22 protein-coding genes and 1 pseudogene are annotated in these 26,997 nt (G+C 70.7%); 8 read left to right on the top strand and 15 right to left on the bottom strand.

The window, feature by feature from the left end:
* Window positions 1-218 precede the first annotated feature (218 nt).
* The 3 genes from IEZ21_RS22875 to IEZ21_RS22865 are packed head-to-tail and all read right to left on the bottom strand — an operon-like array spanning window position 219 to window position 777.
* Window positions 219-356 (bottom strand): hypothetical protein, encoded by a 138-nt coding sequence (locus IEZ21_RS22875; RefSeq protein ID WP_189323784.1) that lies wholly within the window; start codon window positions 354-356, stop codon window positions 219-221.
* Window positions 353-574, bottom strand: a complete 222-nt coding sequence (locus tag IEZ21_RS22870) for an H/ACA ribonucleoprotein complex subunit GAR1/NAF1 (protein ID WP_189323783.1) — start codon at window positions 572-574, stop codon at window positions 353-355. Before IEZ21_RS22870 ends, IEZ21_RS22875 begins: the two co-directional genes overlap by 4 nt.
* On the bottom strand, window positions 571-777 hold the full coding sequence (locus IEZ21_RS22865) for a hypothetical protein (RefSeq protein WP_189323782.1): 207 nt from the start codon (window positions 775-777) through the stop codon (window positions 571-573). The genes IEZ21_RS22870 and IEZ21_RS22865 overlap by 4 nt, the downstream gene beginning before the upstream one ends.
* Before the next feature lie 195 nt (window positions 778-972).
* Between IEZ21_RS22865 and IEZ21_RS22860 the strand changes: the two are divergent.
* Window positions 973-1,493 (top strand): annotated as a pseudogene (locus IEZ21_RS22860) (Scr1 family TA system antitoxin-like transcriptional regulator).
* A gap of 105 nt (window positions 1,494-1,598) precedes the next feature.
* Here the strand turns inward: IEZ21_RS22860 and IEZ21_RS22855 are convergent.
* From IEZ21_RS22855 to IEZ21_RS22835, 5 genes are read right to left on the bottom strand one after another with little or no spacing between them, the layout of a single operon-like run.
* Window positions 1,599-2,090, bottom strand: a complete 492-nt coding sequence (locus IEZ21_RS22855) for a GNAT family N-acetyltransferase (RefSeq protein ID WP_189323781.1) — start codon at window positions 2,088-2,090, stop codon at window positions 1,599-1,601.
* A gap of 44 nt (window positions 2,091-2,134) precedes the next feature.
* Window positions 2,135-3,337, bottom strand: a complete 1,203-nt coding sequence (locus IEZ21_RS22850; RefSeq protein ID WP_189323780.1) for an XdhC family protein — start codon at window positions 3,335-3,337, stop codon at window positions 2,135-2,137.
* Window positions 3,338-3,369: 32 nt separating this feature from the next.
* Window positions 3,370-5,763, bottom strand: coding sequence for a xanthine dehydrogenase family protein molybdopterin-binding subunit (locus IEZ21_RS22845; protein ID WP_189323779.1), 2,394 nt, complete (start codon window positions 5,761-5,763; stop codon window positions 3,370-3,372).
* Between the two features lie 2 nt (window positions 5,764-5,765).
* The gene (locus IEZ21_RS22840) at window positions 5,766-6,356 is read right to left on the bottom strand and encodes a (2Fe-2S)-binding protein (protein ID WP_189323778.1); all 591 of its coding nucleotides are present in this window, start codon (window positions 6,354-6,356) and stop codon (window positions 5,766-5,768) included.
* Window positions 6,356-7,243: an FAD binding domain-containing protein gene (locus tag IEZ21_RS22835; RefSeq protein WP_189323777.1), complete on the bottom strand. Its 888-nt coding sequence runs from the start codon at window positions 7,241-7,243 to the stop codon at window positions 6,356-6,358. The genes IEZ21_RS22840 and IEZ21_RS22835 overlap by 1 nt, the downstream gene beginning before the upstream one ends.
* A gap of 283 nt (window positions 7,244-7,526) precedes the next feature.
* Here IEZ21_RS22835 and IEZ21_RS22830 point away from each other — a divergent pair, with 283 nt between their 5' ends.
* Window positions 7,527-9,230: a PucR family transcriptional regulator gene (locus IEZ21_RS22830; RefSeq protein ID WP_189323776.1), complete on the top strand. Its 1,704-nt coding sequence runs from the start codon at window positions 7,527-7,529 to the stop codon at window positions 9,228-9,230.
* 153 nt (window positions 9,231-9,383) lie between these two features.
* Window positions 9,384-10,157, top strand: a complete 774-nt coding sequence (locus IEZ21_RS22825) for a hypothetical protein (RefSeq protein ID WP_189323775.1) — start codon at window positions 9,384-9,386, stop codon at window positions 10,155-10,157.
* Window positions 10,158-10,275: 118 nt separating this feature from the next.
* On the opposite strand, the gene IEZ21_RS22820 is transcribed toward IEZ21_RS22825, so the two are convergent.
* Window positions 10,276-11,199: a GntR family transcriptional regulator gene (locus IEZ21_RS22820; RefSeq protein ID WP_189323774.1), complete on the bottom strand. Its 924-nt coding sequence runs from the start codon at window positions 11,197-11,199 to the stop codon at window positions 10,276-10,278.
* Window positions 11,200-11,353: 154 nt separating this feature from the next.
* Between IEZ21_RS22820 and IEZ21_RS22815 the strand changes: the two genes are divergently transcribed.
* Entirely contained in the window at window positions 11,354-12,229 is an 876-nt protein-coding gene (locus IEZ21_RS22815; RefSeq protein WP_189323773.1) for a (2Fe-2S)-binding protein, read from the top strand.
* Window positions 12,230-12,551: 322 nt separating this feature from the next.
* Window positions 12,552-13,601 carry a DUF2637 domain-containing protein gene (locus IEZ21_RS22810; protein ID WP_189323772.1) on the top strand — a complete coding sequence of 350 codons (1,050 nt, stop codon included), beginning with the start codon at window positions 12,552-12,554 and terminating at the stop codon, window positions 13,599-13,601.
* A gap of 69 nt (window positions 13,602-13,670) precedes the next feature.
* On the opposite strand, the gene IEZ21_RS22805 is transcribed toward IEZ21_RS22810, so the two are convergent.
* Window positions 13,671-14,162 (bottom strand): ATP-binding protein, encoded by a 492-nt coding sequence (locus IEZ21_RS22805; protein WP_189323771.1) that lies wholly within the window; start codon window positions 14,160-14,162, stop codon window positions 13,671-13,673.
* Between the two features lie 185 nt (window positions 14,163-14,347).
* Window positions 14,348-15,958 (bottom strand): protein phosphatase 2C domain-containing protein, encoded by a 1,611-nt coding sequence (locus tag IEZ21_RS22800; RefSeq protein ID WP_189323770.1) that lies wholly within the window; start codon window positions 15,956-15,958, stop codon window positions 14,348-14,350.
* 202 nt (window positions 15,959-16,160) lie between these two features.
* Here IEZ21_RS22800 and IEZ21_RS22795 point away from each other — a divergent pair, with 202 nt between their 5' ends.
* Together IEZ21_RS22795 and IEZ21_RS22790 are read left to right on the top strand one after the other, a co-directional pair.
* Window positions 16,161-17,150, top strand: a complete 990-nt coding sequence (locus IEZ21_RS22795; RefSeq protein ID WP_189323769.1) for a helix-turn-helix transcriptional regulator — start codon at window positions 16,161-16,163, stop codon at window positions 17,148-17,150.
* A 161-nt stretch (window positions 17,151-17,311) separates the two neighbouring features.
* Window positions 17,312-19,675: a glycosyl hydrolase family 95 catalytic domain-containing protein gene (locus tag IEZ21_RS22790; protein WP_189323768.1), complete on the top strand. Its 2,364-nt coding sequence runs from the start codon at window positions 17,312-17,314 to the stop codon at window positions 19,673-19,675.
* A 24-nt stretch (window positions 19,676-19,699) separates the two neighbouring features.
* Here IEZ21_RS22790 and IEZ21_RS22785 read toward each other — a convergent pair whose 3' ends face one another.
* Together IEZ21_RS22785 and rsgA are read right to left on the bottom strand one after the other, a co-directional pair.
* Complete coding sequence (locus tag IEZ21_RS22785) at window positions 19,700-21,106, bottom strand: bifunctional transcriptional activator/DNA repair enzyme AdaA (RefSeq protein ID WP_189323767.1); 1,407 nt, start codon at window positions 21,104-21,106, stop codon at window positions 19,700-19,702.
* Between the two features lie 305 nt (window positions 21,107-21,411).
* Entirely contained in the window at window positions 21,412-22,512 is a 1,101-nt protein-coding gene (gene rsgA / locus IEZ21_RS22780) for a ribosome small subunit-dependent GTPase A (RefSeq protein WP_189323766.1), read from the bottom strand.
* Between the two features lie 365 nt (window positions 22,513-22,877).
* Between rsgA and IEZ21_RS22775 the strand changes: the two genes are divergently transcribed.
* A complete protein-coding gene (locus IEZ21_RS22775; RefSeq protein ID WP_189323765.1) occupies window positions 22,878-24,131 on the top strand; it encodes an MFS transporter in 1,254 nt (417 codons plus the stop codon).
* 220 nt (window positions 24,132-24,351) lie between these two features.
* Here IEZ21_RS22775 and IEZ21_RS22770 read toward each other — a convergent pair whose 3' ends face one another.
* Both IEZ21_RS22770 and IEZ21_RS22765 read right to left on the bottom strand, forming a co-directional pair.
* Complete coding sequence (locus IEZ21_RS22770; RefSeq protein ID WP_189323764.1) at window positions 24,352-25,188, bottom strand: endonuclease/exonuclease/phosphatase family protein; 837 nt, start codon at window positions 25,186-25,188, stop codon at window positions 24,352-24,354.
* 72 nt (window positions 25,189-25,260) lie between these two features.
* On the bottom strand, window positions 25,261-26,790 hold the full coding sequence (locus IEZ21_RS22765) for a cellulose-binding domain-containing protein (protein ID WP_189323763.1): 1,530 nt from the start codon (window positions 26,788-26,790) through the stop codon (window positions 25,261-25,263).
* Between the last annotated feature and the right edge of the window lie 207 nt (window positions 26,791-26,997).

The following is a 26,997-nucleotide window of genomic DNA, read 5'->3' as shown; positions in this document are numbered from 1 at the left end:
ACGGCGCCTGACTCCCTCGAGACGCGCGGCCGGCACGACGGCCAGGTAGGCACCACCACCTGCGGCGCGCATCGCTCACAGGCCGGCGAGCAGCTCCACCACCGGACCCCCGTCAGCGCGAACCTCGCAACAGGCGGTGCTACTTCTCATCGACATTCTCAGGCTCGTTGATCGCGAAGTGATGCCCAAACCCATCGACAAACGTTGCTCACTCCCACCTACGAAACCACATGCTCGACGTACGCGCGGTACGCCGTTTGGTGCCGGACGTGTTCGCCGTCGCCGATCACGGCCTGTAGGTGGCTCACGCCACCGCCACCGCCACCGTCGCGCCGTTGCCACTCCACTCCGCTCACGGCAGCTCTCCCCGGCTCCGTGCGTTGGCCAGGGCCACGCCTGCCGACAGCCTCTCGGCCGCCGTGGCAGGCCTCAGCGGGCCACGCGCGTCCCATTCCCGCCCGCCACCGGGCGGCTTGAGCTGCCAGTACGGGCCGACGCGGTCCATGACCCGGCCGACCTTGCGTGTCGCCTCGTCCCATACGAGATCACCGATCTCCGGCGTGTATCCGTTCATGCGCACCCCCGCTGGATCACGTCGGCCAGCCGCAGCGCGACATCCGCGCGCACCCGGCCGAGGGCGATCAGGTTCAGTGAGGGCGACGCCACGTCCGCCCCCAGCGACGACAGCACGATCCCCGCCGCCGTCAGTGCTTTCCGCAGAGTTTCGACCGCCGCTGTGACATCCGTGGTGTTCGGCTCTTGCCGCGCTGTGACCATGAACTCAGCGTCGTCGGGGGCCAGTTGAGAGGGCTAGCATCCATACTCAGTTATTCGCGATACCGGGTCGCCTATAGCCGTTTATGTCCACGAGGGCGCGACGTACCCGTACCGCCCGATCTCGAGCACAGTGATGAGGAGTTCGCGGCGGGTCTGGCCGCGAAGTAAGCAGAAGCAAGCAAGTGAGCGGAACCGGTGACAACCGACTACCAACAGGCGCGCGAAGCGCTCGGGGTACGGCTGCGCGAGCTGCGGCTGTCTGCCCCTGACGGAAGGTTCACCGGTTCCGGGCTGGCCCGGCGGCTCGGCTGGCCGCAGCCGAAGATCAGCAAGCTGGAAAACGGCAGGATGCGCTGTACGACCCCGCGAAGCGTTTCCACCTCATCATGTGGGAAGCCGCTCTCCGAGCGCTGATCTGCCCGCCGTCCGTCCTGGCCGCCCAGCTCGACCGACTGGCCGGGGTGATCGGCCTGGACACGGTCGAGTTGGGAATCATCCCGTTCAGCGCCTCGCTCAAGATTCCGCCCGCCACGGCGTTTTGGATGTACGACGACAGCCGCGTGATCGTCGAGACCTGGCACTCCGAGCTGTGGATCGAGGACGAGGTCGGCGTGAGCACGTACCTCCGTACCTGGAACACGCTGAAGGAGTCCGCCGTGTACGGGGCCGACGCGCACCGGGCCATCAGTGCCGCGCGCCGGACCCTCAATGTCTGACACCCGCTGACGCCTCAGCCCGAGTGAAGCGAGAAGTCTTCAGGCCGGAGCCGCACCGACAGGCTCATGCCTGACGTATCCCGACCCCGACCCCGATGCGGGCGATCAGCCAATGGCGGCAAGCCGACGCCGGTACCGGACGCCAGGGCGCCCACTGAGCGTGATGTCCCCCACCGGGGTGAACTCGTTCCGTGCGAGTACGGTCATTGACGCCGGGTTGTCGAGGGTGGTGCGCGCCCTGAGTGCGGGGAGGCGGTAGGTCGTGGCGGCGAGGCGGCACGCCTCCGCGACCGCGGCGGTCGCGATGCCCCGGCCCGTGGCGCGCTCGGCGATCCTGTAGCCGAGTTCGGCGCCGTCCTCGTCGATGTCGACGAGGTTGACGCGGCCGATCAGGTCCCCCTGCTCGTCGAGGACGACATGGAAGTAGCATTCACCGGCGTCCTGCTCGGCGAGGCGGGCGAGGTGGCGGGAGGCGAACTCGGCGAAGAACGCGTCACCCCGATCCGGCACGGACCGCGCGAAGTACTCCCGGTTCTCCTGCTCGAAAGCCAGCAGGGCAGGCGCGTGGTCGTCACGGAGCCTCTCGAGCCTCAACATGCCCGGCAGCATACGCAACGATGATCGCGTCCGGGCCTCAGGCGTCAGGCCACCGACCCGATCCGCCCCGCCGGGGCCGTCTCCGACGTCGCGTCATGATGGATCGGCGTATGCGCCCCGGTCAGCGAAACCCCGCTGCCGCCACGCCGGTTGGCGACGATCTCCGACGCGATCGACAGTGCCGTCTCCTCCGGCGTACGGGCCCCGAGATCGAGGCCGATCGGCGAGTGCAGCCGCGCCAACTCCAGCTCCGTCACGCCCACTTCACGCAACCGCTCGTTCCGGTCCAGGTGCGTACGCCGTGAACCCATCGCACCGACGTACGCAACCGGCAGCCGTAGCGCCAACCGCAGCAGCGGTACGTCGAACTTGGCGTCGTGCGTCAGGACGCACAGGACCGTACGGGCGTCCACCGACGTCCGTTCCAGGTACTTGTGCGGCCAGTCCACGACGATCTCGTCCGCCTCCGGGAAGCGGGCCGCCGTCGCGAAGACGGGACGCGCATCGCACACCGTCACGTGGTAGCCGAGGAACTTGCCCATGCGCACCAGCGCCGAGGCGAAGTCGATCGCGCCGAAGACGATCATGCGAGGCGGCGGCACCGACGACTCGACCAACACCGTGAGCGGTGCTCCGCAGCGAGAGCCCTGCTCTCCGATCTCCTGGATGCCGGTGCGGCCCGCATCCAGGAAGGCGCCCGCCTCGGCCGCCACCGTGCGGTCCAGCTCGGGATGGGCGCCGAATCCGCCCTCGTACGAGCCTCCCCCAGCCTCCGGCCGGGGGGACCCCCATCTCGCTTCGCTCGGACGTACGAGCAGGGCGCGGCCCAGCAGCTCCCCCGGCCCGGAGACGATGCGCGCGACCGCCGCCGCCTCCCCGCGCGCGGCGGCGGACAGAGCCGACGCGAACACCTCCCGGTCGGGAGCCGAGGCCCGTACCGGCGTCACCAGGATGTCGATGACGCCGCCGCACGTCAGGCCCACCGCGAAGGCGTCCTCGTCGCTGTAGCCGAAGCGCTCCAGAACCGGGACCGACTCCCCGTCCGCCAACGCCTGTTGGCACAGTTCGTACACCGCCCCCTCCACACAGCCCCCGGAGACCGAGCCGATCGCCGTGCCCTCGGAGTCCACCGCGAGGGCCGCGCCGGGCCCGCGTGGCGCGCTGCCGCCGACGGCCACCACGGTGGCCACGGCGAAGTCGCGGCCCTGCTCGACCCACCGGTGCAGCTCTTGGGCGATGTCCAGCATCTCGGTCTCGCTCTCCTCTCCGCCCCGGAGGGTCACATGCCGGTGAGGTGCTCCGGCCGTACCGGCGTCCTGTTCAGCTCCAAGCCCGTCGCGTTCCGAATGGCCGCAAGGACGGCCGGAGTTGACGAAAGCGTCGGGGCCTCCCCGACACCCCGCAACCCGTACGGCGCATGCGCGTCGGCCAGTTCGAGTACGTCGACGGGCATCGTCGGCGTGTCCAGGATCGTGGGGATCAGGTAGTCCGTGAAGGAGGGGTTGCGGACCTTCGCCGTCTTCGGGTCGACGAGGATCTCCTCCATGACGGCCATGCCCAGGCCCTGGGTCGTACCGCCCTGGATCTGGCCGACGACGGACAGCGGGTTGAGGGCCTTGCCGACGTCCTGGGCGCAGGCCAGCTCGATGACCTTCACCAGGCCCAGCTCGGTGTCGACCTCGACCACGGCCCGATGCGCGGCGAACGAATATTGCACGTGTCCGAAGCCCTGCCCGGTATGCCGGTCGAACGGTTCGGTCGGCCGATGCCGCCATTCCTCCTCGACCTCCACCGACTCGTCTTCGAGTACGTCCACCAGGTCGGCAAGCACCTCACCGCCGTCGGTGACGACTTTGCCGACCTCCAGCAGCAGCTCGGCGGTGGCCCAAGCGGGGTGGTACGTACCGAACTTGCGGCGCCCGATCTCCAGGACCCGCTCGCGGACCAGTTCGCAGGCGTTCTTGACGGCGCCGCCAGTGACGTACGTCTGACGTGACGCCGAAGTCGAGCCCGCGGAACCCACCTGGGTGTCGGCCGGCTGGATCGTCACCTGGGTGACGCCGAGCTCGGTGCGGGCGATCTGCGCGTGGACGGTGACGCCGCCCTGGCCGACCTCCGCCATCGCGGTGTGGACGGTGGCGACGGGCTCGCCGCCGACAACCTCCATGCGGACGCGGGCGGTTGAGTAGTCGTCGAAGCCCTCGGAGAAGCCGACGTTCTTGATGCCGACCGCGTACCCGACGCCGCGTACGACGCCTTCGCCGTGTGTGGTGTTGGACAGGCCGCCGGGCAGCTGGCGTACGTCCGCGCCCTCGGAGCTCTCCCACTGGCGCTCCGGCGGCAGGGGCATCGCCTTGACGCGGCGCAGGAGTTCGGCGACGGGGGCGGGCGAGTCGACGGGCTGGCCGGTCGGCATGATCGTGCCCTGCTCCATGGCGTTGAGCCGGCGGAACTCGACGCGGTCCATGCCGACCTTGTCGGCGAGCTTGTCCATCTGCGCCTCGTACGCGAAGCAGGCCTGCACCGCGCCGAAGCCGCGCATGGCGCCGCAGGGCGGGTTGTTGGTGTAGAGGGCGAGGGCTTCGATGTCGACGTCGTCGATGACGTACGGGCCCGCGCCGAGCGAGGCCGCGTTGCCGACGACGGCGGGTGAGGCCGAGGCGTACGCGCCGCCGTCCAGGACGATACGGGCCTTCAGGTGCGTCAACTTGCCGTCCTTCGTGGCCCCGTGCTCGTAGAAGAGCTTCGCGGGGTGGCGGTGGACGTGGCCGAAGAAGGACTCGAAACGGTTGTAGACGATCTTCACCGGCTTGCCCGTGCGCAGCGCCAGCAGGCAGGCGTGGATCTGCATCGACAGGTCCTCGCGCCCGCCGAACGCGCCGCCGACGCCGGACAGCGTCATCCGGACCTTCTCCTCGGGCAGGCCGAGGACCGGGGCGATCTGGCGGAGGTCGGAGTGCAGCCACTGGGTGGCGATGTAGAGGTCGACGCCGCCGTCCTCCGCGGGGACCGCGAGCCCCGACTCCGGGCCGAGGAAGGCCTGGTCCTGCATGCCGAAGGTGTACTCGCCCGTGACGATGAAGTCGGCGCGGCTGCGGGCCTCCTCGACGTCTCCGCGGATGATCGGCTGGCGGTGGAGGATGTTGGGGTGGGTGACGTGGGCGGCGTAGTGATCTGTGCGGTTCTCGTGGATCAGCGGCGCGTCGGGGGCGGTGGCGGTCGACTCGTCGGTGACGACCGGTAGTTCGCGGTACTCGACCTTGATCTTGGCGGCGGCGCGGCGTGCGGTCTCCGGGTGGTCGGCGGCGACGATCGCGACGGGCTCGCCGTGGTGGCGTACGCGGCCACGGGCCAGTACGGGGGTGTCCGGGAACTCCAGTCCGTAGTGCCGCACGTCGGTCGGCAGGTCGTCGTACGTCATGACGGCGTACACGCCGGCCTGGGCGAGGGCTTCGGAGGTGTCGATCGACACGATCTCCGCGTGGGCCACCGGGGAGCGCAGGATCTGGCCCCACAGCATGTCCTCGTGCCACATGTCGGAGGAGTACGCGAACTCGCCGGTGACCTTGAGTGTGCCGTCAGGGCGGAGTGTGGACTCGCCGATGCCGCCCTTGGTCTGTGAGCCCTGGGTGACCTTGGTGGGAGTGCCGAGAGGGGCGTTGTTGCCGGCCATGCTCAGACCGCCTCCGACTGCCTGGCGGCCGCGAGGCGGACCGCGTTCATGATCGTCTCGTAGCCGGTGCAGCGGCAGAGGTTACCCGACAGCGCCTCGCGGATGTCCGCGTCGGTCGGGGTCGGGTTGCGCTCCAGCATCTCGTCGGCGGCGACCAGCAGACCGGGGGTGCAGAAGCCGCACTGCACGGCGCCTGCGTCGATGAACGCCTGCTGGACGGGGGAGAGTTCGGTGCCTTCGCCGGTCTGTGAGTCGGTGCCGTGCGCCGACCATCGCTGGGCATCGTCCAAAGATGTGGCACCTTTCGCGGAAGTGTCACACTTTCCGGATCCACAGGTGCGCTGCCGTGCGTACTCCGCAAGCCCCTCGACCGTGACGACCTCGCGCCCTTCCACCTGCCCTGCCGCGACCAGACACGAACACACCGGTACGCCGTCGAGCCGGACCGTGCACGAGCCGCACTCCCCTTGCTCGCAGGCGTTCTTGGCACCCGGCAGCCCCAGGCGCTCCCTCAGCACATACAGCAGGGACTCGCCCTCCCAGACGTCGTCGGCTTCCTGCGGGCGGCCGTTGACCGTGAAATTGACGCGCATTACGCAGCTCCCTCCGTGGCGGCGGTGCCGCGGTACGACTCCCAGGTCCAGGTAAGCGTCCGGCGGGCCATGATGCCCACCGCGTGGCGGCGGTAGCTCGCGGTGCCCCGGACGTCGTCGATCGGGTTGCAGGCGGCGGCGCACAGGTCCGCGAACTGCTTGGCGACCGACGGGGTGATGATCTTGCCGTTGTCCCAGAAGCCGCCCTCTTCGAGCGCCGCGTTCAGGAACTCCTCGGCGGCCTTGGCCCGGACGGGCGTGGGCGCGGCCGAGCCGATGCCGGTGCGGACGGTACGCGACGACGGGTGCAGGGCCAGGCCGAAGGCGCACACCGCAATCACCATCGCGTTGCGGGTGCCGACCTTGGAGAACTGCTGCGGTCCTTCGGCCTTCTTGATGTGTACGGCCCTGATCAGCTCGTCGGCGGCGAGCGCGTTGCGCTTCACGCCGGTGTAGAAGTCGTCGATCGGGATGCGGCGGGAGCCTCGTACGGACTCGACCTCGACCTCGGCGCCCGCGGCGAGGAGCGCGGGGTGGGCGTCGCCGGCCGGGGAGGCGGTGCCGAGGTTGCCGCCCACGCCGCCGCGGTTGCGGATCTGCGGGGAGGCCACGGTGTGCGAGGCGAGGGCGAGGCCTGGGAGTTCGGCCCGCAGGTTCTCCATGATGCTCGTGTACGGGACCGAGGCGCCGAGTCGCACGCTGTCCTCGCCGACCTCCCAGTCGTTCAGCTCGCCGATGCGGTTCAGGTCCAGGAGGTACTCGGGCCGGCGGTGGTCGAAGTTGATCTCGACCATCACATCGGTGCCGCCCGCAATCGGCACGGCGGTGGGGTGCTCGGCCTTCGCGGCGAGCGCCTCCTCCCAGCTGCCGGGGCGAAGGAAGTCCATGATCGGCTCTCTTCTTCGTGTCGAGGGGCGTTCCGTTTGAGCCAGGTCGGGACGGCGGCATCAGCTCGTTCAGATGCTGTTCACAAGGCTTGAGGTCAGTAGACCGCAGCTGCCCGCACCCAGGTCAGTCACACAAACCATGAAGGAGTCGGCTGGCCAGGGCGATCGTCTTGTAGATTCATCTGAACGGGGGGCGCCGGCAACCTCATCGTTTTCCTCGGGAAACATCGGACGCAGTCCCCGGGAACCAGAGATTTCCAGACAAGGAACGGCGGCGACGAGAATGCGGCTGCGCGCACTGCTGGACACCGATGCGCTGGGCCTCAGGCTGCTCGGCGGCGAGAACGAGCTGGACCGCAGCGTGCGCGGGGTGATGACCACGGATCTGCGGGACCCCAGCCGCTATCTCTCGGGCGGTGAACTGGTCCTCACGGGTCTCGCATGGCGGCGCGGTGCGGCGGACTCCGAGCCTTTCGTACGGATACTCGTGGCCGCCGGGGTCGCGGCCCTGGCGGCCGGTGAGGCCGAGCTGGGCGACGTCCCCGACGATCTGGTGCTGGCCTGCGCCCGGCACCGGCTGCCGCTGTTCGCCGTCGACGAGTCGGTGGCCTTCGCGACGATCACCGAGCATGTCGTACGGCAGGTCTCGGGCGAGCGGGCCGGGGATCTGGCGGCCGTGGTGGACCGGCACCGGCGGATGATGACCTCCGGACCGGCGGGCGGCGGCCCGGACGTGGTCCTGGACCTGCTCGGCTCCGATCTGGACCTGCGGGCCTGGGTGCTGTCCCCCGCCGGGCGGGCGATCGCGGGCGCGAACCTCTCGGGGCCCGGGCTGCCCGCCGAGGTCTGCGCGAAGCTGGCCGCCGAGCACCTGGCGGCGGTGCGCACGGGGCGGCGCGGGCCGTATCGGGTGTCGGTGGGCGGCACTACGTACTCCCTGTTCGCGATCCTCAGCAGCGGCCGGGGGGCGGCGGCCTCGCGCGACGTACGCGAGACGGTGCTGTCGGACTGGCTGCTCGTGGTGGAGGCGGATGCCGGGGACTGGCCGGAGGAGCGGCTCGACCTGCTCCACGGGGTGACGCAGTTGATCGCGGTGGAGCGGGACCGGCGGGACGCGGCGCGTACAGTACGCCGTCGGCTCGCGCAGGAAGTGCTGGAGCTGGTGCAGGCGGGGGCCGCGCCCGCGGAGATCGCGGCGCGGCTGCGGGTCGCGGCGCCCGTGCTGCTGCCGGGACTCGGTGCGGCCCCGCAGTGGCAGGTCGTGGTGGCCCGTGTCGAGTGGGACGGCGGGGAGATCGAGGGCGGGCCTGTGGCCCAGTCGCTGCTGGAGGAGATCCTCGTCGACCCTCCCCCAGGCTCTTCGAGCTGGGGGTACCCCCAGTCGTCCGGGCCCGAGCCCTCCGACCGGATCGCGGTGGCCCATACGGGCGAGGAGGCGATCGCACTCGTACCTCTGTCGGCCGTGACCTCCGAGCACGACGGGCCGGAGCCGGGGCTGCTCGCCGACGCGCTGCTGGCGGCCGTCCGCGGCCCGCTGTCGGCGGGCCTGAACGACGACGGGCGGCTCACGCTCGGCGTCAGCGCGGCCGTGCACTCGGCGGAGGGACTGCGGGGCGCGCTGGAGGAGGCCCGGCACGCACGCCGGGTCGCCGCCGCGCGTCCCGGGCGGGTGTGTGCGGCGGGGCATCAGGAGCTGGCCTCGCATGTGCTGCTCCTGCCTTTCGTGCCGGACGACGTGCGCCGGGCCTTCACGGCTCGCCTTCTTGATCCCCTACGGGACTACGACCGCCGGCATCGCGCCGAGCTGATCCCCACGCTTGAGGCGTTTCTCGACTGCGACGGCTCCTGGACGCGGTGCGCGGGCCGCCTGCATCTGCACGTCAACACGTTGCGCTACCGGGTCGGACGTATCGAGCAGTTGACGAGTCGCGACCTCTCGCGGCTCGAGGACAAGCTGGACTTCTTTCTGGCGTTGCGGATGAGTTGAGGTCACAGGGATGTGGATCTGGAGGCACGAAGTGCCACTCCTTGCACCATGACTTTGTGAAATCCTTCACCCACCCCCTTGGCCAGGCGCGCGGATTCATGCTGAGATGCGGCCACCACTCAACAGCTCAATGGTGTGCTCGGGGAGGGCAACGTGGCGTATCCCGCCATGTCTGGTTATGGAACCGCTGCAGGAGACGATCCACTCCAGACCGCGGTATGGCGGCTGCGCTCGCGTGCCTGCTGGGCCGACGCAGCCGCCCTTCTCGAGCCCGTCACGGCGGGCGCGGCGCTCCAGCGAGCCTCGCTCCTCGTCGAGCGGTGCCTCTACACCGAGCAGGGCTGGGCGGAGGCCGAGGACGCGCTGCGTACGGCGGAGGCGCTGGCACGCAGTGACGAGGAGCGGGGTGCGGCGGCCTGCGAGCGCGGGCAGCTGGCGTACGCGGCCACGCTGCTCGGCGTACGCGACCGGGCGGACGAGGCGCGGGCCGCGCTCGGCCGGGCGGCGGCGCTGATCGCGCCGAGCGCTCCGGGCCGGGCCCTGCTCGACTTCCGGCGCGGGCTCCTCGCCGAGAACCTCGCGCACTCCCCGCAGGCGGCCCGCGCCGCATACCGCCGCGCCCACGCCGGCGCGACCGCTCAGGACGACGCGCTGCTGCTCTCCTTCACCTGGCGCCACCTCGCCGGACTCGCCCTGAGGGAAGGGGAGTTGGCGGAGGCCCGACACGGCTTCACGGAATCCCTCCGGATCCGCGAGGAACTGGGCTACCTGGTCGGTACGGCGCCCGCGCTGGCCTCCCTCGCCGACGCCGAGATCGAGCCGGAAGCATCCCGGCTGCGAGCCGAGGCGGCGCGCCTGTTCCGGCTCCTCGGGGGCGTACCGACGTGGCTGGCACCACGGTTGGCTCCGCCGGCGGCTACGGCGTGAGGGTGCCGGGCTACGCGCCCCTTAAAGGAGGCCGCAGGCCTTCCTTTAAGGGGCGCGGGGAACTGCGCGACCAGCCCCCACCGGCCTGCAGCCGAATCACGAACCCCGCGCGGAGCGCTCACGTGCACGCGAAGTGATCCCGTACAAGCGCCTGCGCCGTCGCCAGATCCTTGCCGATCAACGCGTCGAGGAGCGCGATATGTTCGGCGGCGTTCGCTGTCAGGGCGGCCCGGCGGCGGGAGGCGGGACCGGTGACGAGGGGCCACTGGGCGCGGCGGTGCAGGTCGTCGGCGATCCGTACCAGCTGCTCGTTGCCCGAGAGGGCGAGCACGGCGCGGTGGAAGGCGCGGTCGGACTCGACGTAGGTGGCCCGGCAGCCGGTCGAGGCGGCCCGTGCCGTCGCCTCGGCGAGCGGGCGCAACTCCGCCCAGCGCTCGGCGGGCACGCTACGGGCCAGCCGCTGCATCACGGGCGCTTCGAGCAGCACCCGGATCTCGGCAAGCTCGGCCAACTCCCGCGCCCCACGCTCGACAACGCGGAACCCCCGGTTCGGCACCACCTCCACGGCCCCCTCGACCGCGAGCTGCTGCATGGCTTCGCGTACGGGAGTCGCGGAGACCCCGAAGCGCTCACCGAGCACGGGGGCGGAGTAGACCTCACCGGGCGCGAGCTCTCCGCCCATGAGGGCGACGCGGAGGGCGTCGAGTATCTGCCCTCGGACGGAGGACCGCTGGACGACGGGGCGGGGGGCTGCCGCCCGGGGGGACGGGATCGGGATCTCGCTGTGGGTGTGCTCGCCTCGGGCGGAGTCCGAGCGTGCAGCAGCGTCCCGTGGCGTGTCCTGGCGACCGCCCTCACGCTCCCGGTCCGCATCCGCCGCCCCCTGCTGCGGGGGCACCCTGGCCGCCCCCGTCCTCGGGCGGGCGTCCGCCGCCGGGTGCGCCTGAGCCGACGTGTCCCTCGTGTCCCCGGCGGAGCCGCTCGCAGAACGATCCGTACCCCCGGTGGAGCCGTGTGCGTCACGCGGGCCGGCCTGGTTCACGGGGGCCTCCTCCGGAGTTGGCGGTACTTGTGGTCATTGCGGGTGATGTGACCGTACGTCCTGCACGATAGGCGGAGCGAGCGGCAGTTCAAACCTCGAACACATCGGCTAAGGTAAGCCTTACCTGTAGACGAGCGTGATCGGTGGTCTTTATATGTCCGTTCCCGCCCAGGCCGCAGCCTCGCCCGGCGCCCCCGCAAGCCCGACGCATTCAGTCGTCACGGAGGCGTACGACCGCCTGACCAAGGCGTATCCCTACCTGGGCATCACGGAACTCGGCCCCGAGGAACCGGCCCCGCAGGGCGGCGGCTGGGTCACCGTCGACGGGCTCGCGGCGGGCGGAGAAGACCTCGACGCGTTCCTCGCGTGGGACGAGGCACAGACGCTCAAGGACTACGGACAGCAGGCCCGCCCCGACGTCATCGCCAGCTTCGGCCTGCACCGGTACGCCTGGCCGGCCTGCCTGCTGTTCACGTTGCCGTGGTTCCTGCTGCGCCGCGTGCCCCGTTTCCCCCTGGAGAACGTCTCCTACCAGCGCGAGCTCGGCCGTATGGCGGTGCGGGTCGGCGAGTTCGCCTGCCTGCCGGACGACCCGGCGGCCACGCTGCCCGGCGCCCGCGTCGTACCGGACGAGGAGTCTCTGCGCGAGGAGGTACGGGCGGCCGTCGCCGAGCATCTGGAACCGGTACTCGGCAGCTTCGGCCCCCGGATGCGCCGCCGTGGCCGCGCCCTGTGGGGCACGGTGACCGACGACCTGGTCGAGAGCCTCCACTACATCGGTCAGCAACTCGGCGAGGAGCCGCGCGTGATGGCCGAGTTGGAGCGGCTGCTCCCGGGCACGACCCGCCCGTACGTCGGCACCCCCGCGTTCCGCGAACTGACCGGCCCGTGCGGCGAGTCGCTGTCCACCCGCGACCGGGCCAGCTGCTGCTTCTTCTACACCCTGGCCCCCGAGGACACCTGCGCCAACTGCCCCCGCAACAGCGATGAGCTCCGCATCGAGAAGCTGACGGCGGCAGCGGCCGGCTGACGGCCCGCACGGTGCCTGGGCGGCGGCAATTCGGCTGCCGCCACGGCCGGTCGAGAGCCACCGAAGGCTGAAAACCACCCCGCGGGTTACAGGCGATTCACAACTTCCTCACTTGCCGCAGGAACTATCCGTGGAACCACCGATACGGGTAGTCTCATTCGCACTCAACCCTCGTCCCTCGCTCGAAAGTTCGAGCAGAACGTCGCCCTGCGCATCCCCTTGCACTCCCTTGGCGGCCTCTTGCGCCGAAACCCTCTGAGGGCCGACGGGATTGGGCCAATATGGCGGGCGTTACGCCCTATCCCAATGCAAGGGACCCCAGATGAGACTGACCGACATATCGCTTAACTGGCTGCTTCCGGGCGCCGTACTGCTCCTGGGCATGCTGGCGGCGGTTGCGGTGCTCGCGCGAGGCAAGCGCGCCGGGGAGAAAGCAGCAGAAGCGGACGACTCCTGGGAACGCAGCGAAGAGCGACGCCGGCGCAAGGAGGCCATCTACGGCACCGCCTCCTATGTGCTGCTGTTCTGCTGCGCCGCGGTCGCCGCAGCGCTCTCCTTCCACGGACTGGTCGGCTTCGGCGAGCAGAACCTGAATCTCTCCGGCGGCTGGCAGTACCTCGTTCCGTTCGGCCTGGACGGCGCCGCGATGTTCTGCTCGGTGCTCGCGGTACGCGAGGCCAGCCACGGCGACGCCGCACTCGGTTCCCGGATACTTGTGTGGACGTTCGCGGCCGCTGCCGCCTGGTTCAACTGGGTGCACGCCCCCCGGGGCATCGACCATGCGGGCGCCCCGCACTTCTTCGCGGGCATGTCGCTGTCGGCCGCGGTGCTGTTCGACCGGGCGCTGAAGCAGACCCGCCGGGCGGCGCTGCGCGAGCAGGGCCTGGTGCCCCGCCCGCTGCCGCAGATCCGGATCGTCCGCTGGCTGCGCGCTCCCCGTGAGACCTACAGCGCATGGTCGCTGATGCTCCTCGAAGGTGTGCGCAGCCTGGACGAGGCCGTCGAGGAAGTACGCGAGGACAAGCGGCAGAAGGAGACGAACCGACAGCGCCGGCGCGACCAGGAGCGGCTGGACCGGGCCCGTATCAAGGCGCTCACCCGTGGCCACCGCGGACTGATCGGGCGCGGCGGCAGGCAGGTCGAGGTACAGGCCGTGCAGGCCGCCGCGGCCCCTGCCCAGGTGACCGCGGAGCCTGCCATATCGACGCCGGAACCACTGCCCATGCGCGCCGCCCGTCCCTCCCTCGCCCCCGCTAGAAGCGGCACCGAGCCGGTCACCGTCGACCTCACGGCCGAGGACGACACGATGGCTCTGCCTCGGCTGGACTCCCTGGAGCGCAAGCTCAAGGACCTGGAGCAGCAGTTCGGCTGAGGACTGATCTCCCTTTAAGGTCTCCCCCACCTCGTGGCCTTACTTCGTACGGCGGCGTGGCCTGCTCAACTAGGCCGCGCCGCCGTTCAGTTCGAACCACACCGACTTGCCCACGTCGTGCGGCCGTACACCCCACTCGTCCGCGAGTGACTGCACGAGCACCAGGCCCCGGCCATGCGTACTCTCGTCGGCGTTCGCCGACCGCAGACTCGGCTTGCGGCCCAGGAAGTCCCTTACCTCCACCCGGAGTCCGCGCGGGCCGACGGTGGCCGTGAGCACCGCGTCGCTGTCGGTGTGGACGAGGGCGTTGGTGACGAGTTCGCTGGTCAGCAGTTCCGCTATCTCGGACCTTCCGGGCCTTCCCCAGCGGGAGAGCAACTCCCGCAGCGCTCTGCGCACTTCGGGCACGGCCCGCAGATCGGCCCGCCGCAGCCTGCGCCTGAGCTGCGAACCGTCCTGCCGACCCGTCGCGCCGTCCGCCGGTTCCTCCGCCGTCTTCACCGTCTTCGCCGAGAAGGCCCCGGATACCACGGGACCGCCTCCTCGTACCTGCCTCTTCATGACCCCCGCCCGCACGTCGTTGTCGCCCCCTCCGGCTCGAACACGTTCACGGAATGCATGCCCGGCACGGAGTGCGCCAGTCATGTCGAATGGTCAACTACCTGCGATACGGCCACGAGTTCCCCGTACCGAAGGGGACATTCCGGCGGAAGTCGGCCACCCTCAGTTCACTCCACGCGGAGGCGTCACTCCTCCCAGACCGCCGCAGCCGTGCGGTCGTCGGCGTATCCCTTGACCCTCACCTGGATGTCGGCGAGGAAGGCCGCCAGGCCCGGTGGCTCGGTGTCCGTCCAGCGGTCCGTCAGGTGGTGGGCGAGTTCGGGTTCGCCGCGGAGCGGTTCGGCCAGGCCGCCTGTGCACAGGAGCAGCGCATCGCCCGGGCGGGCGACGGAGGCGCGGAAGCGGAAGGGCGGGCGGGGCGGTCGGGGGGCGGGTTCGTAGGGGCTCGGGGGTGTCGTGATGCCGAGGTCCATGGTGAGCCGGTCGCCCTCGGGGGTCTCGGAGGGCGGCGAGCCGAAGCCGACCACGGCCTCGCCGGTGGTCTCGGCGACCCGTGGCTCGATGTCCTGGAACTCACCGTCACGCAGCCGGAACAGACCGCCCTCTCCGACGCCGAAGAAGACGCGCGTACGGCACTCGGGGTCGGCGGGAAGCAGCAGGCAGCGCAGGCTCGCCGTGTACTCCTCCGGGTCGATGCCCTGCTCGGCGGCCGTGGCCCGGAGTTTGCCCAGGCTGCGGTCGGTGAGCCGGTGCAGCCCGGACTTGAGGTCGCCGCGCCGGGCCGCCCTGATGTCCTCGACCAGCCGCGCGTGGCTGCGACCCACGGCCCGCCCGATCCACTGGCAGACCTCGGCGGCGGCCCGATGCGCACCGGGAGTGGCCCGCGCTCCGGTCGCCATGGCGACCAGTACCAGCGCCTGCTCCCCCGTCCCGAACCGCGCGGTCAGCAACGAGTCCCGCCGCGGTTCGCCCCGGTACCGCGCGGAGTCCCCGCGCACGGAAGCGGCCCGCAGCGTGGAGGTCCCGTAGTGCGCCCCGTCCAGCACGGTGTCGGCGACCAGGTCGTCGAGATCGTCGGGGTCCGCGGGCGGCAGGGCGGTGGGTTCGGGGTCGTAGGTGGGCGGGCCGGAGCCTACGTGGTCGACGGCGGGTCGGGCGGGGGTGTGAGGGGCGTACGGCGTGTCCGTGAAGGTCGCTGACGGGGCGTCGGACGGAATGTCGTCGGATGGGGTGCCCTCGGACGGGGTGCCTGAAGGGGCGTCGATCAATGTGGCGGGACCGTCGGCCAGCAGCTCAGCCCCCTGGTCGTACGGGGCATCCGCCGGGGCATCGGCCCGCTCGACCGCAGCGGAGGCGGAAGCGGAAGCGACCGGCGCCGCCCCCGGCGTCTCCGTGGACGTATCGCCGCCGGACACCTCCGTACGGAATCCCGAAGGCTTGGGACCCGGCGGAAAGGAGGCCGGTCCCGGCGGTTCAGGAGGCGGCGTCTCCCAGGGCGCCCGCTGCCGCTGGAGCCCGCTGCGCCGCAACGCGTCGGCGTCCGGCGGCACCGAGGGCTGCGGCGTCGCGGACGGCGGCCCCGAGGCCGGCGGTTTCGCGGCCGGCGGTTTCGCGGGGGCGCCCCCGCCGGACGGACCCTGTCGCGGAACAGCTCCGACCGTTCCCGCCGCCGAGGCGAACCGGTCGTCGAGGGAGTCGGCCGCGGCCGCTGGTCCCGTGTCCTCGGCGGAGTCGTCGTACAACTGCCGCCACCAGTCGTCGTCTTGACCGGTGGGCGTCTCCCCCTGCTGGCTCATGCCCCCAATTGTCCACTGGTCGGGCCGGATGAAAACGGTGCATCCGGAAAAACCGGCCCATGGCGCGGATGCCGTACGGCAGTTGACGCCACAGTGACGCAAGCATGGTAGAGAGGCTGGTGGTACGAGAATATGTGCGGCGGCAGGTTTACGCCGTGGCTGTTTTCCGCCACGGCCGGTCATCGAGGAGGGGCGTCGCCGGATGCTGGGAGCGATCGGTCTGGACGAGACGCACGAGTCGGCGTACCGGGCGCTGGTGTCCGTGGGCGCCGCCGACGTGCCGGACCTCGCGCGGCGGCTCACGCTCGGCGAGTACGACACGGAGCGGGCGCTGCGCCGGCTGGAGCGGCACGGTCTCGCGGCCAAGTCCTCGGCCCGGCCGGGGCGTTGGGTGGCGGCGCCGCCCGGGGTCGCCCTCGGCGCGCTGCTCACCCAGCGGCGTCAGGAGCTGGAGAAGGCGGAGCTGGCGGCGGCGCGGCTCGCCGAGGAGTACCGCACGCAGGCCGCCGAGCCCGCCGGGCACGACCTGGTCGAGGTGGTGACGGGCGCGGCATCGGTCTCGCAGCGGCTGCTGCAACTCCGGCTCGGTGCACGCGAGGAGGTGTGCGTGCTGGCCACCGCCGACGCGTCCTTCGTCACCGGGGCCGGGAACGACGCGAAGGAGAAGGCCACCCGCTACCGCGTGGTCGCCGAGCGCGCCGTGCTGCACCGGCCCACCGGCATCGCCGAACTGTCCGAACTGTCCGAGGCGCTCGGCCGCGACGAACGAATACGGGTCGTGGACAAGGTGCCGACCCAGCTCGTGATCGCCGACCGGACGCTCGCCATGGTGCCGTTGGCCTCGATCGTCCTCGAACCCGCCGCACTCGTGGTGCACGCGAGCGGGCTGCTCGCCTCGCTGTCGGCGTTGTTCGAGTCGGTGTGGCGGGACGCGCTCCCGCTGCGCCTCGGCGCGGCCGGCACGCTCACCGAGCAGGAGCCGGACGGACCCGACACCGCCGACCTGGAGATCCTCTCCCTGCTCCTCGCCGGTCTGACCGACGCAAGCGTCGCCAAGCAACTCGACCTGGGCCTGCGGACCGTACAGCGCCGGGTGAAACGCCTCATGGAACTGACGGGCGTGACCACGCGGCTCCAGCTCGGCTGGCATGCGTACGAGCGGGGCTGGGTGGCCCGGGAGCGCGAGGACTGAGCGCCCCTGACACACCGCCTCCAACACAGCGGCTAACACATCGGATCTCTCCCGACTTATTGACGACCTCACGCGTCATCTCTAACTTGCGCACTGGGATAGCTCCGATGAATCCATGAATCTCTCGCATCCCTGTGTCGTGCGAGCCGCCAGGAGGCGCCATGCCCAGCCCGTCCAGCCGTCGTTCCAGCCGCCCGTCCAGACGTACCGTGCTCGCCACCGGCTCCGCGCTCGGCGGGACACTGCTCGCGGGCGGCCTGCCCGCACCCGCCACGGCGGCCACGGCGGCTTCCGGCACAGCGACCTCCGGAGCCGACCCGCACCACTCCTCCGACCCCTGGCGTACCGTCCTCGACGACGCCGACCTGGTCTGGCAGCGGATGCCGAAGACCTGGTACGAGGGCCCGTTCCTGGGCAACGGCTTCCTGGGATCCGGCATCTACGCCGAACCGGGCAGGGAGGCCGAGGCCGTCCGCTTCAATGTGCAGCACTCCGAAGTCCAGGACCACCGCCCGGAGTTCGGCTCGCTCTTCGGGCTCGCGCGGCTGCCGATCGGCCACTTCACCCTGGAACCGGTGGGCACGATCACCGGCCTGGACTGGCGCCTCGGCCTGCGCGACGCCGAGCTGACCGGCACACTCATCACCGACAAGGGCACGCTCACGATCCGCGCCCTGGTGCACAACTCCCGCTCCATATTGGCCATAGAGGTGACGCCGAGCGAGGGCGAGCGCGACTTCAATTGGGTCTTCCACCCGGCGGAGGCGATCAGCCCACGCGCCGCGTTCCGGCCACTGCCGGAGGGGTACGCGGCCAACCCGCCCGCCGAGACCGGGGAACACGACGGCATCTCCACCGCCGTACAACCGCTGCTGTCCGGCGGTCAGCATGTCACCGCGTGGCGGGAGCGCACCCGGGGCCGTACGCGGACGCTGTACGCGCATGTCGCACATTCGTACCCGAAGTCGACGGCGCTCGGGCGGGCGACAGCCGCCGTCCGCAACGCCTCACTCCTCTCGTACGACCTCCTGGCAGTGGCGCATCGTGCCTGGTGGCGGGCCTTCTACCGGAAGGGTTTTCTCTCGCTGCCCGACGCGCGCATCCAGCGTTTCTACTGGATCCAGCTCTACAAGACGGCGTCCGCGGCCCGCCGCGACGCGCCTGTGATGGCCACGTGCGGCCCCTGGGTCGAGTCCACTCCGTGGCCGGCGACCTGGTGGAACCTGAACGTGCAGTTGGAGTACTGGCTGATCCACGGCTCCAACCATCTCGAACTCGACGCGGTGACAAGGACGTTGAGCGAGTTCCGCGACAACCTCACCGCCGAGATGGCGCCCGCGTACCGCGCCGACTCCCTCGGCATCCCGCGCACCACCGACGCCTCGCTCGTCAACGGCGGCGCCACGAACCCCGTACTGGGCTACGGCGTCGGCATCCCGGGCCAGGACCCGCCGACCCCCGAGATCGGCAACCTCACCTGGGCCCTGCACAACGTCTGGCTCAGCTACCGCCACACCATGGACGAGTCGATCCTCCGCGACGTCCTCTTCCCCCTCCTCCGCAAGGCCATCAACTACTATCTGCACTTCCTGGAGCCGGGCGCGGACGGCAAGTTGCATCTGCCGGCCACCTTCTCACCGGAGTACGGCGGCAACTCACGGGACTGCAACTACGACCTCATGCTGCTGACATGGGGCTGTCGTACGTTGCTGGAGTCGGCCGAACTCCTCCGCATCGACGACGAGTTGGCGCCGCGCTGGCGCGAGGTGCTGGCCAGACGGGCGGCGTATCCGACCGACGAGAACGGCTTCATGATCGGCGCGGACATCCCCTTCGCGAAGTCGCACCGCCACTACTCGCATCTGCTGGCGGTGTATCCGCTGTACGAGTTGACGGGCCGTACGCCGGACGAAGAGGCCCTGATCGAGAGGTCGTTGGCCCACTGGGTCGGCTTCGAGGGAGCCCTCCAGGGCTATACGTTCACGGGCGCGGCCTCGATATCGGCCCTGCTCGGCAAGGGCGAGGACGCGCTCACATACCTCGGCCAGCTCATGTCCCGTTTCATCCAGCCCAACACCATGTACAAGGAGACCGGCCCGGTCATCGAGACCCCTCTGTCGGCCGCCCAGTCCCTGCACGACATGGTCTGCCAGTCCTGGGGCGGCATCATCCGTGTATTCCCCGCGCTTCCCGCGGCATGGGCGGACCTGACGGTCCACAACTTCCGTACGCAGGGCGCGTTCCTGCTCAGCGCGGTACGCGAGGACGGGGCGACCCGCTGGGTCCGGCTGGTCAGCGAGGCGGGCGCCCCCTGCGTCGTACGGCACGGCATTGCGGGCGCGATCGACGTACGGGACGGCCGGGGACGCCCGCTGCGATACGAGCCGGCGGGGGACGGCGCGATCCAAGTACCCCTGCGCAAGGGCGAGTCGGCGCTCATCACCGCCAAGGGTGACCGTCCGGACCTGCGGATCGCCCCCGTCGAGCCGAACGAGGAGGCACCGCGCTGGGGGCTGGCGAACTGACATCCAGAGGAGCAGAGGAGCGTCTCAGGGGACGTGCTGACCGCCGGTCCGCAGATGCCGCAGGGCGTAGGAGCGCCACGGTCGCCAGGTGTCGGGAACTGATTCGCCCGGCGGGGCCACATCCGGGTCGCCGAGGGCGCGGGTGCGGATGGCGGCCACGGTGCGGGGATCCATGTCGGGGAGCGCTAGCAGGGCCTCCTTCGCGTCGTCGCGATCGGCGCCCGCGTCGAGCCGCAGGCGGCCATCGGCGAGAGCGGCGGCGAGGGCGCCGAGGGTGCCGTCCGGTTCGGCCTCGGCGAGGGCGGCCGGCTCGGGAAAGACATGCGTGAGCGTTCCGCAGGGCGCGTCCAGCGCCTTCCCGTACGCCCGCACCAGCCGCTCGGCCTCGTCCCGGCCCACCACCGCGCGCACCGCCAGCTCCTCCGGATCGGCGGCACCCGGCGAACGCAGCCCCGGCCTCGCGGCCACCAGCGGTGCCAGGCGGGGGTCGGCGGCGAGCCGTTCGTCCACGGCGTACGGATCGGCGTCGAGATCGAAGAGCCGACGCAACCGCTGTACGGCGGTGGTGAGGTCGCGGAGGTCGGTGAGGTGGAGCCGGGCGTCCAGCCAGCCGCCGGGGCGGGGCTCGGTGGAGCGGGACTTGGTGGGTCGGGGCTCGCTGACGGCGACGATTCCGGTGCCGTACGGGAGACGCAGGGTGCGGCGGTAGGTACGGTCGCCCGGGGCTCCGGCGACCTCCTCGACGCCGGGTACGGTCTCGGCCGCCAGCAGGTCGAAGACGGCGGCGGCCTGGTACGGGCCGCGGTGCGCGAGGCGCAGCGGGATGCCGGCGGACGGGGTGGCGGCCGCCCTGCGGGAGGCGGCACCGCGTCCGCGGGGCGCGGCGGCGCGCAGTTCGCTGGGCGTCGAGGCGTACACCGTACGGATCGTGTCGTTGAACTGCCGCACGCTCTCGAACCCGGCCGCGAAAGCGATCTCCGTGATCGGCAGCTCCGTCGTCTGCAGCAGCACCCGCGCGGTGTGCGCCCGCTGGGCCCGCGCCAGTGCCACCGGGCCCGCCCCCAGCTCCGCGGTGAGCTGCCGCTGCACCTGCCGCGCGCTGTACCCGAGCCGCACGGCGAGCCCGGCGACACCCTCGCGGTCCACGACCCCGTCCCCGATCATGCGCATGGCCCGCCCCACGACGTCCGCGCGCACATTCCACTCCGCGGAACCGGGCACGGCGTCGGGCCGACACCTCCGGCACGCCCGAAAGCCCTCGCCCTGCGCCGCGGCGGCCGTCGCGTAGAACCGCACGTTCCGCCGCTTGGGCGTCACCGCCGGGCAACTGGGCCGACAGTAGATCCCGGTCGTCTCGACGGCGAAGAAGAACTCCCCGTCAAACCGAGCGTCCCGACTTCGTACGGCTTCGTAGCGGGTCTCGTCATCCACACCTCCAGTGTGCGGGAGCGCCGACCGCTGGACTGGCGGGATTCGGACGCCGTGGGCAAGCACGGATGCGTGGAGCCGCAGGCTTTTGCCTTTAGGGGCGCGGGGCTGTGTCAATTTGCGGCTCCGCCGCGCGGGCGCGACCAGCCACGACGCACCCGCAGCCGCGATACGACATGTCACCCCACCCCCTGGCGGGGGGCCTGGGGGCGCAGCCCCCTCACGCGGCGGAGCCGCAAATTGATACAGCCGGGAAGGGGCGGGCTTGGGGAAAGAAAACCCACCCCCACGCACCCACCCGCCAAGGCTCAGCGCCGGCGCCCCCGCTTCACCTCCATCGCGGCCCGCCCCTCGGCCCCCCGCCGCTTCCACTCCTTCCGAAGCTCCGTCCGAGCCCGCGCATCCGTCTTGGCAACGATCCGCTGGTTCTCGCGCAACAGCTTGCGATAGCTGTCGAGACGGCGCTCCGGCAGCACACCCGACTCCGCGGCATCCAACACCGCACACCCCGGCTCAGCCACATGCGCACAGTCATGAAAGCGGCAGCACGCGGCAAGCTCCTCGATCTCCGAGAACACCTGCCCGACCCCGACCTCGGCATCGAAGAGCCCCACACCCCGCAGCCCGGGCGTATCGATGAGAACGCCACCGCCGGGCAGCACGAGGAGGTTGCGGGTCGTGGTCGTATGCCGCCCCTTCCCGTCCACGTCACGCGCGGCCTGGACCGACATCACCTCTTCCCCGAGGAGGGCGTTGGCGAGGGTCGACTTACCGGTGCCCGACTGCCCGAGCAGCACGGACGTACCCCCGGAGACCACCGCGGCGAGGACATCGAGACCATCCCCCACGGTGGAACTGACCGGCAGCACCGCAACACCCGGCGCGGTGGTCTCCACGTCCTGCACCAGATGCGACAGCGTCGCCCCATCGGGCACGAGATCCGCCTTGGTCAGCACGACCAGCGGCTGCGCCCCCGACTCCCAGGCAAGCGCCAGAAACCGCTCGATCCGCCCGAGATCGAGCTCCACCGCCAGCGACACCGCGACCACCGCGAAGTCGACGTTGGCAGCCAGGATCTGCCCTTCCGACCGCTTCGAGGAGGTCGAGCGCACGAAGGCGGTACGGCGCGGCAGATACGCCTGTACGTAACGGGGGTCGCCGCCGGCGTCGACGGCGGCCCAGTCGCCGGTGCAGATGACCCGCAGCGGATCGTTCGGCGTGACGAACTCGGTGTCGACCCGCACCAGCCCATCGGCAGTGACCACATCGCACTGCCCACGATCGACCCGGACGACCCGCCCGGGCACCAGCCCCCGCTCGAGATACGGGGCGAATTCCGCAGCCCACGCGTCGTCCCAGCCGTAGGACGCGAGCGGGTGCGGAGAAAGAGAACGAGAAGAGAAAGACAAGGGGGTGACCCTTCGGAGGGTGGCCCCGGGAAGATGTCAGCCGGTGGCCACAGAGGTGTACTTGATGAACTTCCGGATGCGGGCAGCGCCCATCACGAAGACAGTCATCGGTCACACCTCCCGTTCCTCACTCAGCCGACAGCGGCAGCCAACAGCCACCGCACGAACAGCACCGACACTAGAGACACCCGGGCCACAACGCCATCGAATTACGGCACACCCCGGAGTGCCGTACACGGCCAACGACCGTACTGGACAGGCCGGGGGTGGCACGCCACCTTTGGAAGGATGGGCTTACCAGGGAGCGGCAAGGGAAGCAGAGCGTCCCGTGAGGTGCCTGTCCGGTGCACCCGGCAGTTGCAGCGATGAGCGAACGTCTCGCGTCGCCGGCCGCCACGCGGCCGTTGTGGCGCAACCGGGACTTCATGCTGCTGTGGAGCGGTCAGGTCGTCTCGACCGTGGGGATGCGGGTCACCACGCTCGCGTATCCGCTGCTGGTGCTCGCGCTGACGGGTTCACCGTTTCAGGCCGGGCTTGTGGGGTTCGCCCAGACGCTGCCGTTTCTGGTGCTGTATCTACCGGCCGGGGCGCTGGTGGACCGCTGGGACCGTAAGCGGGTGATGCTGGCCGCCGACGGCGTTCGGGTGGTGCTCCTGGGGCTCGTGGTGCTGGCGCTGGCGGTCGATCGGGTCAGTGTGGCGGCTCTGCTCGTGGTCGTCTTCCTGGACGGCTCCTGTTTCGTGTTCTTTCAGCTCGCCGAGTCCGCCGCCCTGCCGCACATCGTCCCAGGGCCCCAACTGCCCACCGCACTCGCCCAGAACCAGGCCCGCGAACTGGGCGCGGACCTGGCCGGACGCCCGCTCGGCGGCGCACTGTTCGCCGTCGGCCACACGCTGCCGTTCGTGTTCGACCTCTTCTCCTACATGCTCGGCTTTCTCGCCATGCTGTTCGTACGGCCCGGGTTGCAGGAACGGCGTGCGAAGGAACCACGTCGGGGACTGCTCACCGACGTCGCCGAAGGCCTGGCGTGGCTGTGGCGCCAGCACCTGTTGCGGGCCCTGGTGGCCCTGACCGGCGCGGTCAATCTCGTCCTCGCCTCACTGACGCTCGTACTGATCGTGCGAGCCCAGCAGTTGGGTGCATCCGCGTCGCTGATCGGCGTGATGCTGGCGCTGCCCGGCGGCGCGGCGATCGTCGGCGCGTTCGCCGCTCCCTGGCTGCAACGCCGCCTCACTCCACGGCTGGTGGTGCTCGGGTCGCTCTGGCTGTGGGCCGGCGGCATGGTGGCGCTGGTGTGGCTGCCCTCGCCGCTGGCGCTCGGCGCGGTAGTGGCAGTGACCGCACTGCCCGAGCCGGCCTTCAACGTGGTCCTCACGTCGTACCGTTACGCGCTCGCGCCCGACCGTCTCCAGGCCAGAACCGTCGGCGCCGCCCGGCTGATCATCTGGGGGGCGATCCCTCTCGGGTCGCTGGCCGCCGGCAGCCTGCTCCAGGCCCTCGGCGCGCGGGGGACGCTGGTGGCCTACGCCGTGTTCATGATCGCGCTGGCCGCTCTGGCCACGAACCTCCGTACGATCCGGCGGGCCCCGCGATTGGAAGAGATACCGCGTCCGGAGTGATACGGCGGCCGGACCGTCGTCACGTCTCCTCGTCTATCAGCCGACCGGTCCCGGCGATGGCCGGATGTTCGAAGACCCTGCGGACCGTCAGAGGGAAACCCGGTTCGTCCCGGACCCTGTTGACGATGCGCACCGCCGGCAACGAGTGGCTGCGACGGAACGGCGATCCGCGCGCAGGCTCACTCCCCTGAGCGTCCAGGATTTCTGGACCCCACACGCTTTACGCCGCGGGCCCGGGAAGCGTCACCTCGGCCCTGAGCCCCGCGTGGTCGGACAGGAACGTGCTGCGCCCGTCCGCCAGTTGAACCCGGTCCGTGAACAACAGCGAGGTCGCGGTCACCGGAGAACGTTCAGGATCGCCCGCGACCAGCACGTAGTCGATGCGGTGCGCCCGCTTGCCGCTGGGCAGGAGTTCGGGGTGGTAGGTCGGCCGGTCATCTTCTGCGAACGCGTCCCGCCATGTGCCTCCGTCCGCCACCAACGGGTAGAGCGGACTGTCGCTGGAGACGTTGAAGTCGCCGCTGGCGACCGCGAGTTCCGTATCGGGTCGACGGGCCCGCCGGAGCGTTCGCTGGAACATCTGCAGTTGCGTTCGTTGAAAGGCATGGTGCCGGTTTCCGGCGCTCCAGTCACCGTCCCTGTTGGCGCTCAGATGGACGTTTCCAAGGACGGTCCGACGTCCCGTCAGTTCGAAGGTCAGCACTCCCTGGAGACCGCTTCCGATCGCCACGGCACTCCGGAAGAGCGCCCCGCCCGCCCGAGGACGTGCGCCGCGGAACGACACGTACGACACCGACCGGACAGGCAGCCGCGAGAACGACACCAGTCCCCCGGCCGGCTGACCGGCCACGCCGACTCTGACGGCTACGAACGGGAATGACCGCAACCGGCTGCGCAGCACCCGGAGCAGCCCAGGAGTCCAGACCTCCTGGAAGTTCACAATGCCGGCGTCCGAAGCTTCGAGCACCGAGCAGAACTCGACCGCCCGCTCCTTCACCGACGGCAGCGAGGACGACAGCCCGCAGCACACATTGAGCGATATCACTCCGGTCGTCACTGGGCTTCCGTTCCTTCCTCGCCCAGGGTGCGCCTCACGTCCAGACCCGAGGCTCTCCCCGAAGCGAGCCCCTCAGTTCGTCTCCGTGCAACCATGCCCGTTCAGCGTGACGTCGTACGGCGCCGAGTTCTCGCCCTCCCACGAGGCGAGGAAGCCGACCGCGAGCCTGCCGCCGGCGGGTACGGACTTGTTGTAGTCGGCGGCGGTGACGGTCACCCGGGAGCCGTCCTGGTCGACGGTGCCGTCCCACATCTGGGTGATGCGCTGGCCGTCGCGGAACTTCCAGCCGACGCGCCAGCCCTCGAGGGCCTTGGTGGAGGTGACGGTGACAGTGGCCTGGAAGCCGTCCGGCCACTGGTTGACCAGGTCGTAACTGGCCTTGCAGTAGGCGGGCTTCGTGGGCTCGGGTTCGGGTTCGGGTTCGTCGGAGGCCGTCGCCTCGCCCTGGGGCTTCTTGCCCGGCTGCTTGTCCCCGTCCTCGTCGCCGTCCGAGCCCGACTCTGGGTCGGACGGGTCGGATTCCGAGGGCTTCGGAGCGGGGGACGTCGTGGCGGACGGCAGGAGGTCCGCCGGGGGCACCTGACCTCCCACCGGCTGACGGTCCGACACCGGCCCGTCCTGTGCGACCCCGTCCTGTGCGACGGAGTCGCTGTCGGAGTCGAAGGCCCCCAGCGAGACCACGAGCGCGAGCAGGGACACGATGACGGCCGCGACCAGCAGCCCCGCGCGGCCGATCCGGGTCTTGGCCGCCTCCTCGGGTTCCGGCGCCGACACCTCGTCCAGGTCCGTACTCGACGACCGGCTGAGCCCCGACTCCACGGCCCTGCGCCGCCGTTCCAGATACGCGCGCCCGCCCCAGCCGAGCACGCCGGCCGCGAGGGCCGCGGGCAGCCCGGCGCCGCCGCCGAGCCGCAGACAGGCGGCGGCCTCCGCGCACTGGACGCAGCGCGCGAGGTGGCGGGAGAGGTCGGCGGGGGCGTCGGCGACGGGCGAGCGGGTGACCGCGTCGAGGAGCCGGGCATAGCTGCGGCACTCCGCTTCGAGCGGGGTGTCGAGGTGGTTGCGATGGCAGCGGTCGCGGAACACGCCACGCACCTGGGCGAGTTCCTCGGCGGCGCCCTCCGGGTCGAGGCCGAGCTTTTTGGCCACGGCGGGCAGCGGTATCGCCTCGACCTCGGCCAGCCAGAGCAGCGCCGCGTCCGCTTCCTGCATGTCCCTGAGCGCGCGCAGCGCGAGCGGTCGTTGCAGGGGCGGTCCCGAATAGCGCTCCGCCTTCTCGGAGTTGAGCCACAGTCGCAGGTCGGGGTCGAGGCGGTCTCCTTGGCCCTTCGATTCCCAGCCGGCGGCCGTCTGGCGTACGGAGGTCAGTAACAGGGGTATTCGGGGCAGCCGGGGCGTCCGCAACCGGCGCCCGAAGCTCTTGCCACCACTGTCCTCGGTGGCGCGCACCTCACGTATCCCATGGGAGAACGCCTCGGAGGCCAGCTGTCGGGCACCGGCGGAACCGGCGGTGCACAGATCGGCGTACGACAGCACCGCGTCCCAGCATTCCGAGAACAGCGTGGCCTCGGCGGCGTCTTGAGGGGTCGGCAGGTCAGGCATGAGCGGGACTTCACCTGCATCCGGAAAAGGGGGAGTCAACTCACCAGAGCAATACGACAGTTGAGTGGGGACAACTCAACGGGGACCAGAGTTTTCCACGCTTCCCACACAACTGACAAGCGTCACTTGCATATGTGCTTGGCTCTGGTGCCTCATGAGCCCCATCCCCTCAGCCCCAAACCCCGCCCCACCAGCCCAGACAGGCCC

It is taken from the genome of Streptomyces flaveus (genome assembly GCF_014647675.1).
In the GTDB taxonomy this organism is placed as follows: domain Bacteria; phylum Actinomycetota; class Actinomycetes; order Streptomycetales; family Streptomycetaceae; genus Streptomyces; species Streptomyces flaveus.
The sequence above is the reverse complement of the archived record's forward strand: the minus strand, read 5'-3'. Positions and strand labels throughout refer to the sequence as shown.

Excerpts from the sequence above, each read along its gene's own strand:
- IEZ21_RS22865 (WP_189323782.1), bottom strand. The coding sequence starts at position 777 with ATGGTCACAGCGCGGCAAGAGCCGAACACCACGGATGTCACAGCGGCG.
- IEZ21_RS22855 (WP_189323781.1), bottom strand. The coding sequence starts at position 2,090 with ATGTTGAGGCTCGAGAGGCTCCGTGACGACCACGCGCCTGCCCTGCTG.
- IEZ21_RS22870 (WP_189323783.1), bottom strand. The coding sequence starts at position 574 with ATGAACGGATACACGCCGGAGATCGGTGATCTCGTATGGGACGAGGCG.
- IEZ21_RS22800 (WP_189323770.1), bottom strand. The coding sequence starts at position 15,958 with ATGAGCCAGCAGGGGGAGACGCCCACCGGTCAAGACGACGACTGGTGG.
- IEZ21_RS22850 (WP_189323780.1), bottom strand. The coding sequence starts at position 3,337 with ATGCTGGACATCGCCCAAGAGCTGCACCGGTGGGTCGAGCAGGGCCGC.
- IEZ21_RS22790 (WP_189323768.1), top strand. The coding sequence starts at position 17,312 with ATGCCCAGCCCGTCCAGCCGTCGTTCCAGCCGCCCGTCCAGACGTACC.
- IEZ21_RS22815 (WP_189323773.1), top strand. The coding sequence starts at position 11,354 with ATGTCCGTTCCCGCCCAGGCCGCAGCCTCGCCCGGCGCCCCCGCAAGC.
- IEZ21_RS22810 (WP_189323772.1), top strand. The coding sequence starts at position 12,552 with ATGAGACTGACCGACATATCGCTTAACTGGCTGCTTCCGGGCGCCGTA.
- IEZ21_RS22835 (WP_189323777.1), bottom strand. The coding sequence starts at position 7,243 with ATGGACTTCCTTCGCCCCGGCAGCTGGGAGGAGGCGCTCGCCGCGAAG.
- IEZ21_RS22845 (WP_189323779.1), bottom strand. The coding sequence starts at position 5,763 with ATGGCCGGCAACAACGCCCCTCTCGGCACTCCCACCAAGGTCACCCAG.
- IEZ21_RS22840 (WP_189323778.1), bottom strand. The coding sequence starts at position 6,356 with ATGCGCGTCAATTTCACGGTCAACGGCCGCCCGCAGGAAGCCGACGAC.
- IEZ21_RS22805 (WP_189323771.1), bottom strand. The coding sequence starts at position 14,162 with ATGAAGAGGCAGGTACGAGGAGGCGGTCCCGTGGTATCCGGGGCCTTC.
- IEZ21_RS22830 (WP_189323776.1), top strand. The coding sequence starts at position 7,527 with ATGCGGCTGCGCGCACTGCTGGACACCGATGCGCTGGGCCTCAGGCTG.
- IEZ21_RS22775 (WP_189323765.1), top strand. The coding sequence starts at position 22,878 with ATGAGCGAACGTCTCGCGTCGCCGGCCGCCACGCGGCCGTTGTGGCGC.
- IEZ21_RS22795 (WP_189323769.1), top strand. The coding sequence starts at position 16,161 with ATGCTGGGAGCGATCGGTCTGGACGAGACGCACGAGTCGGCGTACCGG.
- IEZ21_RS22765 (WP_189323763.1), bottom strand. The coding sequence starts at position 26,790 with ATGCCTGACCTGCCGACCCCTCAAGACGCCGCCGAGGCCACGCTGTTC.